Consider the following 14,106-nt stretch of genomic DNA (forward strand, 5'->3'; position numbering starts at 1 on the left):
CCCCCGCTCAGCCGAGGCGTTCCCAGGTCCAGGTCGTGCTGATCTCCAGCGGCTCGATGGGCGTGACCAGGTGGGGGAGGCTGTTCAGGCCGTTCGGCGGGCCCGACTGCGGCTCCACGCAGACCGCTTCGGGCTGCTCGTCGTACACCACGACCCACTCGCCGGGGCTCGTGACGCGGAGCCTCAGCTCACCCGGCCAGGTGAGGGTGACGTCCACGCCGTCCGGCATGCCGAAGCAGTCGTCCCACGGGCGCGGCTTGGGGTCGATCCGGCGGCCGGTGGGGAGGTGGTTCTCGCCGCGCTCCTCCTGCCAGGCGGGGGTGAAGGACGGTTCCGCGTCCTGGCCGCCCTGTCCCAGGTTGCGCAGGAACCACGGGTGCCAGCCGGCCTGCGCCGGGAAGGAGTCGCCGTACGTCTCCACGCCGAGGGTGAGGGTGACGGTGTTCTCGCCGAGCTCGAAGAGCTGGGTGACCCGGCCGGGGTAGGGCCACGGCTCGGCGAGGTCGTAGTAGAAGCCGGCGGTGGTGTCGGTGGCCCCCGGCGCGGGCTGCCAGGCGGTGTGGCGTCCGGTGCCGTGGATCGCGTGCGGGCCGGCGTCCAGCGGCATCTGGTGGACGGTGCCGCCGTTGCGGAAGCGGCCGTTCTCGGTCCGGCCGCACCACGGGACCATCGGGAAGGAGCCGTAATGGCTGCCCTGACGGAGGAGTTCGATGCCGTCCACGGTGAGCGAGCCGATCCGGCAGCCGATCTCCGGAAGGACCGTCAGGGTCGCGCCGCCGGCGCTCAGTACGCGAGTTTGGTCAGCCACGGAACAAACCCTAGAGGACCGGTCAACGCCGGCGCCGCAGTACCCGCCCGACGACCACCGCTCCCGCGATCAGTACGGCCGCCGCCGGGGCCGCCCAGCGCAGCGTCGCCGTGGCGGAGGCCGGCTCCGGCGGCGGCACGGGGGCGTAGCGACCGCGCGGTGGGGCGTGGTCGACCTCTTCGGCGCTGCGGCCGATCATCGTGCGGCGCGCGTGCGCGGCCTCGGCGGGCGGTTCCGACTCCGGGTCGACGGCTTCGAGGTCGAGGGAGTCCAGGGGGTCCAGCTCCGCCGCGCTCTCCGGGACGGTGACGCCCTCGGGAAGCGCCTCGTCGTCGGCGTCGGCGTCGTCCTCGTCGGCGGCTGCGTCCACGGCGTCCTCGGCGTCCGGAAGGTCCGTTGTCAGCGCGCCCACGAATCGGTCCAGCAGCCGGTGGCCCGCGGCTTCCGTCGCACCCGGCTCGAACTCGGCCAGCCGTCCGCCGTCCGCCTGCACGCTGCCGCTGAAGGTGAGGAGGGTCCCGCTCCCGCCCTCGGCGGGCTCGAGGCCGATCACGATCGCGAGCTTCACCGCGCCCGCGCCCCGGGCCTCGGTCGCCTCCGCCTCGGCCGTGAAGCGGTCGGTGCCGCCTGCCGCGAGGCGGAGCGTCCCGCGGTACGTGATCGTCGATCCGCCGATACGGAGGCGGAGCCGGCCGGTGACCGCTTCCCTCTCGGCCTCCGCGCCCGCCTCCTGCTGCAGGCCCGGTACGGACCGGGCGACCCGGGCGGGGTCGGCGAGGGCCTGCCGAATCGCTTCGGCGGGAAACGGAACGAACACCTCATGGTCCATGCCGAAGGAGCCTAATCGGCGGCGGGACGGTTCGGGGTCTTTTCGCGGTCGCCTGCTGGCGGTGCGTGGCCGCGCGAGCCGGCCACCCTCTAAAGGCGCGGCCGCATCAGCGACGACGGCGGGAGGTCACGCTCCGGGCCACGCAGCACGCGGAGCGTGAGCCCGCGCAGTGGCGGCGCGTCGGCGGGCAGGCGGAGGCGGGGCGGGGCAGCTGCGGCGAGGTCGAGGCCGCCGGGGGCGGGAGGGCCGCCGGGGGCGTAGGGAAGGGTGTGCAGGCCGGCGGCCCGGAGGGTGGCGTCGAGGGTCCAGAAATCGCCGGGGGCGTGGGCGGCGAGACGGCCGCCGGGGGCGAGGGTGCGGGCGGCGAGGCCGAAGAACTCCTGGGAGTAGAGCTTGGCGCTGCGGGAGAGGCAGGGGTCGGGGAGGTCGACCAGGACGACGTCATAGGGGCCGCGATGGGCGCGGAGCCAGTCGAAGGGGTCGGCGGGGACGGCATGGACCCGCACGTCGCTGAAGGAGTGACGGTTCAGCAGGGCGAGGCCGGGGTCCGTGCGGGCGAGCCGCATCAGGCGGCCGTCGGAGTCGACGACGGTGGCGGAGCGGACGTCGGCGTAGTGCAGGACCTCGCCCAGGGCGATCCCGTCGCCGCCGGCGATGACCAGCACCCGCGCCCGGGGCCCGGCCATCGCGGGGTGGACGAGGGCCTCGTGGTAGCGCAGACGCAGCCGCCCGTCGAGGTAGAGCCGGCGCGGGCCGCGGGTGACGACGACCTCCTGGACGGCGGTCTGGGCGGCCAGGGTGACGTCGCCGCCGTACAGCGCGTGGCGGGCGGCCCGCTCGAAGGGGCCGGAGGCCAGCGCGGCGGTGGCCAGCACGGCCAGCACGGCGACATTGACGAGCAGTACACGGACCCGGACCCGCCGGGTGAGGTCGCTGCGGAACAGCCACAGGACGATGACCCCGCCGGCGGCCGCGTTGACGGCGCCGGTGACGAGGGCGCCGGTGAGCTGGCCCAGCAGCGGCAGCAGCAGGAAGGGGAAGGCGAGCCCGCCGGCCAGGGCGCCCACGTAGTCGGCGGCGAAGAGGTCGGCGACCGCGCCGCCCGCGTCCTGGCGGCGGATCCGCTGGATGAGGGTCATGAGCAGCGGGACCTCGGCGCCGATGAGCACGCCGATCGCGAAGGCGAAGACGGTCATCGCGGGGCGCGACTGGCCGAGCCAGGCGAAGCTCGCGTACAGGGCCATGACCGACAGCCCGCCGATGAGCGCGAGGGCCGCCTCAAGGGTGGCGAAGGCGGCGGCCGCCACCATGCAGAGACGTTTGGCCAGCAGCGAGCCGACGCCCATCGCGAAGACCATGACGGACAGCACGACGGACGCCTGGGTGACGGTGTCGCCCACCAAGTAGGACGCGAGGGCGATCAGTTCGAGCTCGTACACCAGCCCGCACGCCGCACACACGAACACCGTCACCAGCACCAGCGAACGGGCCGGCCCGGCGGCGACCGGCAGCCGGAGCCGGCGGTCACGGGCGGGGCGGATGTGGGACTGGTCGATCACCCCTGAACGGTATGTCAGGTTTGCGGCGTAACTCGTCACCCACAAGGGTGGAATCCACGCATTCGAGGGCGGATTCGGACGCGGATGTGGAAGACGGCTGTGGAAGCACCACGGAAGGCGCTTCAGAACAGCGCTGCCGAACAGCGCTGCTGAACGGCGCTGCTGAACGGCTCTACGGACCGTATGAAAGTGCGCTGAGCCGCGAGCGAGTCGCCACGAGGCGGTTTTCCTGCGGATAGGCGTGCCAAGTGCGCCAATGAACGCTGCCGTTGTCGTATTGGACGAGCATCGCGGTGAACGCGTGCGGATCGCCCGGAAACGTTCCCGCCAGCCCGTTCGGGTGATCGGCGACCAGCGCGAGCAGTTCCTGGGCGCGTCCGGCGAAGGAGCCCCGGGACAGGGTTTCGATGCGCGCCGCGAATTCGTAGTCCCAGCCGGCGACCCGTTTGGCCACCCCGAAGGGGAGCGGGGTCGTACTGCCCTTCATACAGGCCACGGTCTCCGAGCAACGGCCGCGCGGAGAGTCGAGAATCACCTGGTGGGAGGCGCCGAGCAGGCGCATCTGGACCTCTACGCCGTCGGTGGCGTCGAGACCCCGGTCAAGGACGGCGAGCGCGGGCAACGCGTCCTTGCCCAGACACCAGGCCAGATCTCCGGCGCGGGTGTCGGTATAGGCGGTCTGGAGGATGGTGAGCATGGGTCGGCTCCGCAAACACGCAATGAGGGCGAGGAGAGGTGATGGGCCGACCCGCGCCTGTGGGGATCATCGTCCGTCGGCTCGTGCCCACGATGGGTCGGGGGTCGGTGAATACGCAATCATGAAATGCGCGGTGCCCTCAGCTCTTTTACCCATCTACCGCCGCTTTACATCCCCAAGGACGCTTAATGGCTCAGATGTTCTGCGCTAAGACGCCCGGCGAGTGAGTTGACCCGCCGGGCGCATATGCGAATAGGCATGAGCTGCTCGCAATTTCCGGCAGCCCCGGCCACTGCCCTCAGCTGCCGCCGCCGCAGCCCCCGCCGCCTCCGCAGGAGGACCCGCCCCCGCACGACGAGTGCCCTCCGCCGCAGGAGTGGCCTCCCCCGTGGTGACCGCCTCCCCCACCGTCCGACGAGCCGCCGCCGTCCCCGGCCCACCAGCTGCCGGCGGACGCCGCGCTGCCGTGACCCCGTCCGTTCCCCCGTCCTGCCCGGAGCATCGCCCGGAGCACCACCAAGACGATCAGTGCGGCAAAAACGATCAGGAATATCCCCATCTCCCGACCCCCCTTTCCTTGCAGTTCTCGTACGTGGCACGGTGATGCCCCCGGCCGGTCCGGGCCAAAGCAGAGTTGAGGAAGTCCAGAGGTTCGGCGCGCATCGTCTACGGTTCAGGGAGAGCCGTGGGCGGCGCAGTAAGGCACATCTAGGGAGCAGAAGCCATGGAAGCAAGGCCGTACCTGAACCGCAGTCTCGCGGGCTTCGGGACGACGATCTTCGCGGAGATGTCCGCGCTGGCCCTGAGTACGGGATCCATCAACCTCGGCCAGGGCTTCCCCGACACCGACGGCCCCGCCGAGATCGCCGAAGCGGCCATCCGGGCCATCCGCGAGGGCAAGGGCAACCAGTACCCCCCGGGGCCCGGCATCCCCGAGCTGCGCACGGCCGTCGCCGAGCACCAGCAGCGGCGGTACGGTCTCACCTGGGACCCGGACACCGAGGTGCTGGTCACCGCGGGCGCCACCGAGGCGATCGCCGCCGCCCTGCTGGCGCTGGTCGAGCCCGGCGACGAGGTCATCGCCCTGGAGCCGTACTACGACTCCTACGCGGCCTGCATCGCCATGGCGGGCGGCGTGCGCGTGCCGGTCACGCTGCGCCCCGACGGGGACACCTTCACCCTGGACCTGGACGAGCTGCGGGCCGCCGTCACCCCCCGCACCCGCCTCATCCTCCTCAACACCCCGCACAACCCCACCGGCACCGTCCTCACCCGCGCCGAGCTCACCGCGGTCGCCGAGCTGGCCGTGGAACGCGACCTGCTGGTCGTCACCGACGAGGTCTACGAGCACCTGGTCTTCGACGGCGAGCACATCCCGCTGGCCACCCTGCCCGGGATGCGCGGGCGCACCGTCACCATCGGCTCGGCCGGCAAGACCTTCTCCTTCACCGGCTGGAAGGTCGGCTGGGTCACCGCGATCCCGGAGCTCGTCGGCGCCGTCCGCTCGGCGAAGCAGTTCCTGACCTACGTGGCCTCCGGCCCCTTCCAGTACGCCGTCGCCGAGGCCCTGCGCCTGCCCGACTCCTACTTTGCGGGCTTCCACGCCGACATGAAGGCCAAGCGCGACCTGCTCAGCGCCGGCCTGGCCGACGCCGGATTCACCGTCTTCCGGCCCGCCGGCACCTACTTCGTCACCACCGACATCCGCCCCCTCGGCGAGACCGACGGCTTCGCCTTCTGCCGGGCCCTGCCCGAGCGGGTCGGCGTCGTCGCCATCCCGAACGCGGTCTTCTACGACCACAAGGCGGTCGGGGCCCCGTATGTGCGCTTCGCCTTCTGCAAGCAGGAGGCCGTGCTGTCCGAAGCCGTCTCCCGGCTGGGGAAGCTGAGGGGCTCCCGCTCAGTCTGAGCGACCGTCCGGAACCCTGGTCAGCTTGAGGGTTCTGACGCCCTTACGGAAGGCGTCCTGGGCAGCGGTCGTGGAGTTGAACCTCCAGTCCGCGCCACCGCCCTCGGCGCGGGTGTACTGGAACCAGATGAAGCCGATGACATCCGGATGGCTCTTCAGCCAGGGGAAGAGACTGGCGGTCCATGCCGCCTTCTGGGCACCGGGCTGGGAGCCGGTCTCGGTGACGAGGAGCGGCCGCTCGGTGAAGGTGCGCATCCTGGTGAGCGTCGGGTCGAGCAGCTGCTTCGCCGTCCGCTCGCGGACGTCGTAGGCGGAGATGCCGAGCCAGTCGACGTAGGCATCGCCCGGGTAGAGCGACTTGAGGCTCACCGGGTCGGCGCCGCGCAAGGTGTTCGGGGACCAGATCCAGATCACGTTGTCCGCACCGGCCTGGCGGAAGATGTCGTGGATGTGCTTCCAGGCGGCCTTGTACTGGCCGGGCTTGTTGACACCGTTGCGCTCGGCCCAGGGGTACCAGTGGCCGTTCATCTCGTGGCCGAAGCGCAGGCCCACGGGCCAGCCGTTCTCCTTGACCGCCTTGGCGAAGGTCCTGATGTACGCGTCGTGTTCGCCGTCGATGATGGTGGCGAGGGAGTACCCGGGCTGCTTGGTGCCCTTGGCCCTGCCGGCCCAGGGTTCCCAGGAGATGACCGGGAGGGCCTTCTGGCGGTAGGCGGCCCGGATGACCCCCGGGTCGAAGCCCTTCGTCCAGTTGACGAAGTACTGGACCATGTTGGGGGCGGTTCCGCCCGCGTCCTTGGTGATCCCGGAGAGGGCCGAGGACCGCCACGGCGCGTCAGGGGCGGCGATCCCGAAGTACTTGGACCCCTTCGGCGGGGTGAGGAGCGCCGCCTTGCCGGGGATGACGACCGCCGGGGTCGGCGAGGCAAGGGTCACGCTCTTGCCCGCGGGCTGGGCAGCACCACCGTGGTTCCCGCTGCTGCCGAGCTCGTACGCGCCCACGCCGATCACGAGAGCGGAGACCAGGCCTGCGACGGCGAGCCTGGTACGCCCCGTACCGCTGCCCGGATTCTGCCCGCCGTCATCGGTGTGGTCGTCGGCCTCGTCAGTCCGGTCTTCGACCTCGTCAGTCCGGTCTTCGACCTCGTCGGTGTGGTCGTCGTCGGCCTCGTCGGTGTGGTCGTCGTCGGCCTCGTCGGTGTGGTCGTCGTCGGCCTCGTCGGTCCGGTCGTCGGCCTCGTCGGTCCGGTCTTCGGCCTCGTCGGTCCGGTCTTCGACCTCGTCGGTCCGGTCTTCGACCTCGTCGGTCCGGTCTTCGGCCTCGTCGGTCCGGTCGGACATCGATTTCTCCAACGTGATCTACTCGCCGCTCTTCGCCGATACCCGGCGCAGCAGCGCCACCTGCAGCTCGCCCGCGAACTTCCGTGCGCCCGTCACCTTGTAATTGGCCTGGAGGTACGTGGCCTCCACCTTCGTCATACCGGCGTACGGGGCGGCGGTACTCGCGGTGGTCACCAACCAGATCCGCTTGACGCCCTCGCTGCACACCACCGGTGCCGAACAGGGCTGCCCGGTGTACGTGCCGTCCTGCTGCGGCGACACCACGACGTACACCTCGCTCGGCCGGCTCACGTCGTCCCGCAGCTGATACGCCAGGGCCCGCATCGAGGCCGCCTGGTCGCCGCCGTAGACGATGCCGTCGCCCGCCTCCTGCTGCCCGAGCATGTAGGAGGCGGCCGACTCGTAATCAGGCTGGCCCGCCTGCGGGTCGACGCTCAGCGGCCGGAAGGCAGGCAGCGAGACCACCGCGACGGCGGCCGCGGCCACCAGACCGGCCACCAGCTGCCGGGTCGGCACTCCCCGGTCCCGGCCGGGCAGCGCCCTGGCCAGTCCGCACACCCCGGCGCCCGCGAGCAGAGCCAGGGCCGGCAGTGTGAAGACGAAGTAGGAGGGCGTGAACAGGTTGACGTAGGAGCGCAGGCCGAACAGCGCCAGCGGCGGCAGTGCGACCCACACCAGCAGTGCCAGCCCGGTCTTCCGGCCCAGCAGCACGCCCAGCAACGCGAGTACGCCCACCGCGGCGGCGACCTTGGCGGACCCCAGCAGATCCTGGGGGAGGTGCAGCAGCGTGTCGATGCCGGTGCCGCTCTGCGGGTCCTGGTGGTTCTGGCCGCGGGCCAGCACCAGCACCGCGAGCAGGGGCGCGACCGGCACCAGGGTGACGGCGAACCAGGCGCCCACGCGCTGGCGCTCGTTGATGACCGTCAGCACGAAGTAGGCGACGACCACAGTGGCGGCGACCGGGTGGAACAGCCCGGTGAACAGCATGCCGAGGGCGTAGCCGCCCCAGCGGTCCGCACCCTCGTGGTCCAGCGCGCGGTACAGCAGCAGCGCGGCCACCACCACGGCCAGGGCCGACATCGCGTAGGGCCTGGCGTCCGTGGCGTACCGGGTGGTGACGGGGAGGACCGCGAAGACCAGTCCGCCGACCAGCCCGGTCGGGGCGTCGAACATCCGGCGGCCCAGCAGCGCCAGCAGACCGGCGGTCGCTGCCATCGCCACCAGTGACGGGAGCCGCAACGGTGCCGGGTCCGCGCCGACGAGCGAGACCCACAGGTGCATCAGCACGTAGTAGGGGGCGAGCACGACGTCCGTGTTGTCGAGCAGTCGTCCCAGGTCGGTCCAGGACAGATGGGCGGCCCACCAGGTGGCCGACTCGTCCTGCCGTACCTGTGTGGTCGCCAGGTTGTACGCGCCCAGGCCGAGCATGACCAGGGCCGGCGGCAGCATGGTGGCACCCGGGCCCATGCCGGTGCGGCCCTGCTCGTCGCGCCCGCGCCCGCGGGCGGGCCCGGGGGCGCCGGGATCCGTGTCGGCGGGCTGCTCGGGGCGCGGCTGCGAGATGACGCGGAGCCGGACAGTGTTGTCGGGGAAGCCGGACTCGCTCATGGCTTGTTCCCTGACGAGGAGCTGCTGGAGGACCTGCTCGACGCGCCTACCTGTTCTCCGGTGGCGAGGTCGAGGGTTGCAAGGCCCTTCTGGAACGCCTGCTGTTCGGCCGCGCTGGAGGTGAACCGCCAGTTGGCCCCCGCGCCGGTCTTCTTGTCCTTCTGCGTCCAGATGAATCCGATGACGTCCGGGTTCTTCTTCAGCCAGGGGAAGAAGGCGTTGACCCAGCCCAGTTGCCGGCTGTCGATCTGCGCCCCCGTCTCGGTGATGAGGATCGGCTTGTCGGTGAAGGTCCTGATCTGCTTGATCGTCGCCCCGAAGGTGGCGGCGGGCGACGTCTCCCGCACGCCGTAGCCCGTCATGCCCACCCAGTCGACGTAGTCGTCGCCCGGATACAGGAGCTTCAACTTGACGTTGGGCGCCGGACGGACGATGTTCGGCGCCCAGACCCAGATCACATTGCTGGCCCCGGCCTTGTCGAACAGGTCGTGGACATGCCGCCACGCCTTGACGTACTCGCCTTGCTTGTTGCCGTTCACCCGCTCCGACCAGGGGTACCAGACACCGTTCATCTCATGCGCGAAGCGCAGCACCAGCGGCAGTTCGGCCTTCGCGATGGACTTGGCCGTCCTGGTGATGTAGCTGTCGTACGTGCCGTCGATGATGTCGGACAGCTGATACTCGGGCTGGTCGATGTTGGACTTGAGGACGAGCCCGTTCGGGTTCTGCTGTCCGCCCCTCCAGGGCTCCCAGGTCAGCACGGGCAGCGTGCGGTGCGAGTAGGCGGCCGTGATCGAGCCGGGGTTGAACTTCTCGTTCCACGACAGGAAGTACGAGGCCATCGTCGGACGGATACCGCCCGCGTCGGTGGCCAGCTGGTCGATTTCCTTGGCGTTGTAAGGCGCCTTGAACGTGGCCGCGCCGAAGTACGTCCCGTCCGGGTTCAGGAACTGCTCCTTGGTCGGGATGGTGGAGCCGCTCGCGCCCTTCAGCCGGTTGATCAGCCCCTGGCTTTCCGACTGGGCGCCGAGCCCGATGTAGTCGCCACTGCTCGCGTTGGAGAGCACGGCCGCGTACACGCCGTACGACAGCGTGCCGAGCAGCACCACGTTGACGGCCATCCACACCCGGAGCCGGATGCCGCTGCCTCGGCTCCACCAGTGAAGTTTCTTCTGTTTCTGCTGGCGGCGCCTGCCGGGGCTAGACACTCATCATCACCGACCCGCCGAGCATCAGCCCTCCGATCAGATACGGCACCAGCACCAGCGGAGTACGGGACTTCTCGCCGGCGAAGCTGTCCGCCCGGGTGCCCCAGCTCGCGTTGTGCGCGCAGCGGAAGAAGCCGAGCAGACGCACGGGCAGCAGCAGCAAGGTGTTGATCACCATGAAGGTGGGCAGGAAGAGCAGGTCCTGGGGGCGGTACGCGAAGTGTCGGCCGAACCGGATCATGATCGAGATCAGGGACATCAGTGCCGCCAGCGCAACAAGCATGACCAGCGACTTGGCGGGGTCGCTGGGCAGCGGCAGGTCCTGGTAGATCCCCGGGCGGCCCCGGTGGAAGGCCGCGACCACCCAGGAGGCGAAGGTGCCGAGCAGCACGAAGGGGACGGCGACGTCCGCCGCGTAGAACAGCGCCAGCATCTTCGCGTGGCGCAGCATCCACGGCATCATCCGCAGGGTGTTGTACTGCGAGCCGCGCGCCCAGCGGAACTGCTGTTTCGCCAGCTTCCGCAGCTCCAGCGGGGCGTCCGTGTAGACCAGCGACGTGGACTGGTAGACGGTGCGGTATCCGGCTTTGAGCGTGTAGTTGGTGAGCGTGCGGTCGTCGCTCACCTCCAGGAACACGCCGAGGAACTTCTCACCGAGGAACGCGTCCATGCAGTCGACGAGTATGTGGCTGCGGAAGGCGATGGTGCGGCCGGGCAGGCAGCCGACGGTGCCGAGTACGCTCATCGCCGGCATCGAGTACTGGCAGCGCACGCTCTCGAGCCAGTCGGCCCAGCGGGTGAGCACGGTGCGGCTCGGCTGGAGGATTCGCTGACGGGTGGTCACTCCGCCGACGTCGGAGTCACGGAACGGCTTGAGCAGTTCGCTGAGGGTGTTCTCGGTCCAGATGGTGTCGGAGTCGACCAGCACCGCGATCTCGCCGCTCGACGACTCCAGTCCCACCTTGAGCGCGTTGCGCTTGCCGGGGATGGCCGTCCACTGCCAGCTGACGCGGAGGTCGTCGCAGATACGTTCCAGCGCCTCGTTGCGGCGGCCGTTGATCACGACGATGATCTCGGTCGGTCTCTGCTCGATGATCCGGCCGACGACCTCACGGAACAGGTCCTCGGGCTCGTCCACCACCGGAATGATCACGGAGGTGGTGGCCTCGTAGGAACGCTTCCAGGGCTTGTAGCGGCGCGTGAGGACCACCTTGATGACCCACAACACCCAGATCAGCGCCATGAAGGCCGCGAAGGGGTACACCACACCGTGCAGCCGCAACTCGCGCAATTCGAGCAGAAAGGCCAGCATGTCTTCTTCTTGTCGACCGAATCCCTCAGGGCCGCCACGATGCGGCATGCTGCAAAGACTCTAGTCGGGGACAACAACATGCAAATCCGATAATGCTCACTATCCCTCCCTGTGATCCACAAGCGTTACGTGTTAGTGACATGGAATGCGTTTCGTCCGGGAATCACCGTCAGATCCATGCCGGATCAGCCCAAACGCCCCACCGGATCACTGCCTGACAGGATCCTGCGGTCACCGGGTCTGACGGGCAGTCGGATGGCCCACGCGTTGCTTCGGGCTACTCTCACCGGAATCCCACGGTCACCCGAGCGCCCCGGAAGGACATCCGCTCATGCGCCTCACCGTCATCGGCACCGGCTACCTCGGCGCCACGCACGCCGCATGCATGGCGGAGCTGGGCCACGAAGTCCTCGGGGTGGATGTCGAGCCGGACAAGATCGCCGCGCTCCAGTCCGGGCAGGTCCCCTTCTACGAGCCCGGTCTGCCCGAGCTGCTGATGAGGAACCTGGCGAACGGCCGGCTGCGCTTCACCACTTCGTACGAGGAAGCCGCCGACTTCGGTGAGGTGCACTTCTCGTGCGTGGGCACCCCCCAGCGGAACGACGGCACCGGCGCCGACCTGCGGTATGTCGACGCCGTGATCGAGTCCCTGGCCCCGCACCTGAGGCGGCCCACCCTCGTGGTCGGCAAGTCGACGGTGCCGGTCGGCACGGCGGCCCGGCTCGCGGCCCGGCTCGCGGAGCTGTCCCCGGCCGGCGCGCGGGCGGAACTCGCCTGGAACCCGGAGTTCCTGCGCGAGGGCATGGCCGTCCAGGACACGCTGCGTCCGGATCGCCTGGTCTTCGGCATCAGCCCCGAAGCCCCGCACTCGGAGCAGCTGCTGCGAGAGGTGTACGCCACCCCGCTGGCCGCCGGAGTACCGCTGGTGATCACCGATCTCCCCACCGCCGAGCTGGTCAAGACCGCGGCGAACGCCTTTCTGGCGACCAAGATCTCCTTCATCAACGCGATGGCCGAGGTCTGCGAGGCGACCGGTGCCGACGTGGCCCAGCTCTCGGCCTCGATGTCCTACGACACCAGGATCGGCGGACGTTTCCTGCAGGCGGGGATCGGCTTCGGCGGCGGCTGCCTGCCCAAGGACATCCGCGCGTTCATGACCCGAGCCGACGAACTGGGCGTCGGAGAGGCCCTGTCCTTCCTGCGCGAGGTCGACGCGATCAACCTGCGCCGCCGCACCCGCGTGCTGACTCTCGCCGAGGAGTTGTGCGGGAGTCAGCTGGCGGGGCGTCACATTGCCGTGTGGGGAGCCGCGTTCAAGCCCGACTCCGACGACATACGCGACTCTCCCGCGCTGGAGATCGCCCAGCGACTGCACGCCCGCGGTGCGTCCGTCAGCGTCTACGACCCCAAGGCCATGGACAACGCCCGCAAACGCCACCCCGAACTGGACTACGCCGCCACCCCCCTCGACGCCGCCGAGGGCGCGGACCTGATTCTCCATCTGACCGAATGGCCCGAGTTCCGGGCGCTGGACCCGCATGCCGTCGCCGGGGTCGTGGCCCACCCGCGGATCATCGACGGCCGCAACATCCTGGACCATGAAAGCTGGCGGGCGGCCGGCTGGACCTACCGCGCACTCGGACGGCCGTAAAGTCGGCCGAGGAGACGCCGATGCGTCCACATGACAGAACGGACGGGAATTGAAACCCCTCGCCGTATGGCGGACCACCAACCGAGGTGTCCGGGCAGCCGCGTTGACAGGCGCACTGCTGCTGGGCCTCGTTTCGTGCTCGTCCTCCGGGAGCGACTCGGCAAGCGTCACGGGCTGGGGCGGCAGCTCGCCGCCCGCCACCCCATCGGCGTCGTCCTCCTCAGCCGGCGCGACAGCGCCGGCGGCGCCGACGCCGTCCGTATCGATCGAGGCGGAGAGCAGGGAGACGTATCTGCACCCGGACGGGGACTACTTCGGCGTCGCCACCTACAACGGGCCGACGGCGGAGGCCACGGACGCGGTGACCCAGGCGTCGGGCCAGCGTCCGAGAATCCTGGAGTACTACCAGGGGTGGAGACAGCCGTTCAAGGCCGCTGACGCGGAACTCACCTATGAGCAGGGCGCGTTGCCACTGCTGACCTGGGAACCCCGCGGCAGGACCCTCGACAAGTACCAGCCGGAGTACGCGCTGAAGCAGATCGCCTCGGGAGCCCACGACGCGTACATCATCCGGTTCGCCCGTGCGGTCAAGGCCACCGGCCGGCCGCTGGCGCTGCGCTTCGGCCACGAGATGAACGGGACCTGGTACCCCTGGTCGGAGGGCAACAACGGCAACTCCTCGGGCGACTACGTGAAGGCGTACCGGCACATCCACGACCTGTTCCAGGCCGTCGGCGCGACCGACGTGATCTGGGTCTGGAGCCCCAACGTGATCCGGGGCGCCAAGGCCGACCTGAGGCCGCTCTATCCGGGCGACCAGTACGTGGACTGGATCGGCATCGACGGATACGGCTTCGGTGAGTCGACGGCCACCGAGGTACTCCAGCCCACGCTGAACGTGCTCCGGAAGTTCTCCGGCAAGCCGGTCCTGCTCAGTGAGACAGGGTCGTCGCCGGGTTCGCAGCAACCCGGCTGGACGGCGGACCTGTTCCGCTGGATCAAGAAGACCCCGAACGTGATCGGCTTCGTGTGGTTCCAGTTCAGCAAGGACCAGGGCGGCCAGTACGACTACCGGTTCGATATCAATCCGGCGACGAAGGCGGCGTTCCAGAACGGGCTCAACTCGCTCCACCTACGGGCCTGGCCAGTGGCGACAGTGCTCACACAATGACGCATCACCTGCC

General features: G+C 69.8%; 11 protein-coding genes. 3 read left to right on the forward strand and 8 right to left on the reverse strand.

Annotation, left to right across the window (positions count from 1 at the left end; all coding sequences use genetic code 11):
• Positions 1–7: 7 nt before the first annotated feature.
• The 4 genes from OG607_RS20330 to OG607_RS20345 form a co-directional block, all read right to left on the reverse strand.
• Positions 8–808, reverse strand: coding sequence for an aldose 1-epimerase (locus OG607_RS20330; RefSeq protein WP_405725071.1), 801 nt, complete (start codon positions 806–808; stop codon positions 8–10).
• Positions 809–830: 22 nt separating this feature from the next.
• The gene (locus tag OG607_RS20335; protein ID WP_405725074.1) at positions 831–1,637 is read right to left on the reverse strand and encodes a carbon monoxide dehydrogenase subunit G; all 807 of its coding nucleotides are present in this window, start codon (positions 1,635–1,637) and stop codon (positions 831–833) included.
• Positions 1,638–1,726: 89 nt separating this feature from the next.
• Positions 1,727–3,196: a polyamine aminopropyltransferase gene (locus OG607_RS20340; protein WP_405725077.1), complete on the reverse strand. Its 1,470-nt coding sequence runs from the start codon at positions 3,194–3,196 to the stop codon at positions 1,727–1,729.
• A 172-nt stretch (positions 3,197–3,368) separates the two neighbouring features.
• Complete coding sequence (locus OG607_RS20345) at positions 3,369–3,893, reverse strand: DUF2617 family protein (RefSeq protein WP_405725080.1); 525 nt, start codon at positions 3,891–3,893, stop codon at positions 3,369–3,371.
• 724 nt (positions 3,894–4,617) lie between these two features.
• On the opposite strand from OG607_RS20345, the gene OG607_RS20350 reads away from it, so the two are divergent.
• A complete protein-coding gene (locus OG607_RS20350; RefSeq protein ID WP_405725087.1) occupies positions 4,618–5,802 on the forward strand; it encodes a pyridoxal phosphate-dependent aminotransferase in 1,185 nt (394 codons plus the stop codon).
• On the opposite strand, the gene OG607_RS20355 is transcribed toward OG607_RS20350, so the two are convergent.
• From OG607_RS20355 to OG607_RS20370, 4 genes are all read right to left on the reverse strand, one after another.
• A complete protein-coding gene (locus OG607_RS20355) occupies positions 5,794–7,143 on the reverse strand; it encodes a glycoside hydrolase family 26 protein (protein WP_405725090.1) in 1,350 nt (449 codons plus the stop codon). The genes OG607_RS20350 and OG607_RS20355 overlap by 9 nt on opposite strands.
• An 18-nt stretch (positions 7,144–7,161) precedes the next feature.
• A complete protein-coding gene (locus tag OG607_RS20360; protein ID WP_405725093.1) occupies positions 7,162–8,751 on the reverse strand; it encodes a glycosyltransferase family 39 protein in 1,590 nt (529 codons plus the stop codon).
• A complete protein-coding gene (locus tag OG607_RS20365) occupies positions 8,748–9,872 on the reverse strand; it encodes a glycoside hydrolase family 26 protein (RefSeq protein ID WP_405725096.1) in 1,125 nt (374 codons plus the stop codon). The genes OG607_RS20360 and OG607_RS20365 overlap by 4 nt, the downstream gene beginning before the upstream one ends.
• Positions 9,873–9,951: 79 nt before the next feature.
• Positions 9,952–11,271, reverse strand: a complete 1,320-nt coding sequence (locus tag OG607_RS20370; RefSeq protein WP_405725099.1) for a glycosyltransferase family 2 protein — start codon at positions 11,269–11,271, stop codon at positions 9,952–9,954.
• 331 nt (positions 11,272–11,602) lie between these two features.
• Here OG607_RS20370 and OG607_RS20375 point away from each other — a divergent pair, with 331 nt between their 5' ends.
• Together OG607_RS20375 and OG607_RS20380 are read left to right on the forward strand one after the other, a co-directional pair.
• Complete coding sequence (locus tag OG607_RS20375; protein WP_405725102.1) at positions 11,603–12,922, forward strand: UDP-glucose dehydrogenase family protein; 1,320 nt, start codon at positions 11,603–11,605, stop codon at positions 12,920–12,922.
• Between the two features lie 103 nt (positions 12,923–13,025).
• Positions 13,026–14,093, forward strand: coding sequence for a glycoside hydrolase family 26 protein (locus tag OG607_RS20380; protein ID WP_405725105.1), 1,068 nt, complete (start codon positions 13,026–13,028; stop codon positions 14,091–14,093).
• Positions 14,094–14,106 lie beyond the last annotated feature (13 nt).

This window comes from Streptomyces sp. NBC_01537 (genome assembly GCF_045040445.1).
GTDB lineage: Bacteria > Actinomycetota > Actinomycetes > Streptomycetales > Streptomycetaceae > Actinacidiphila.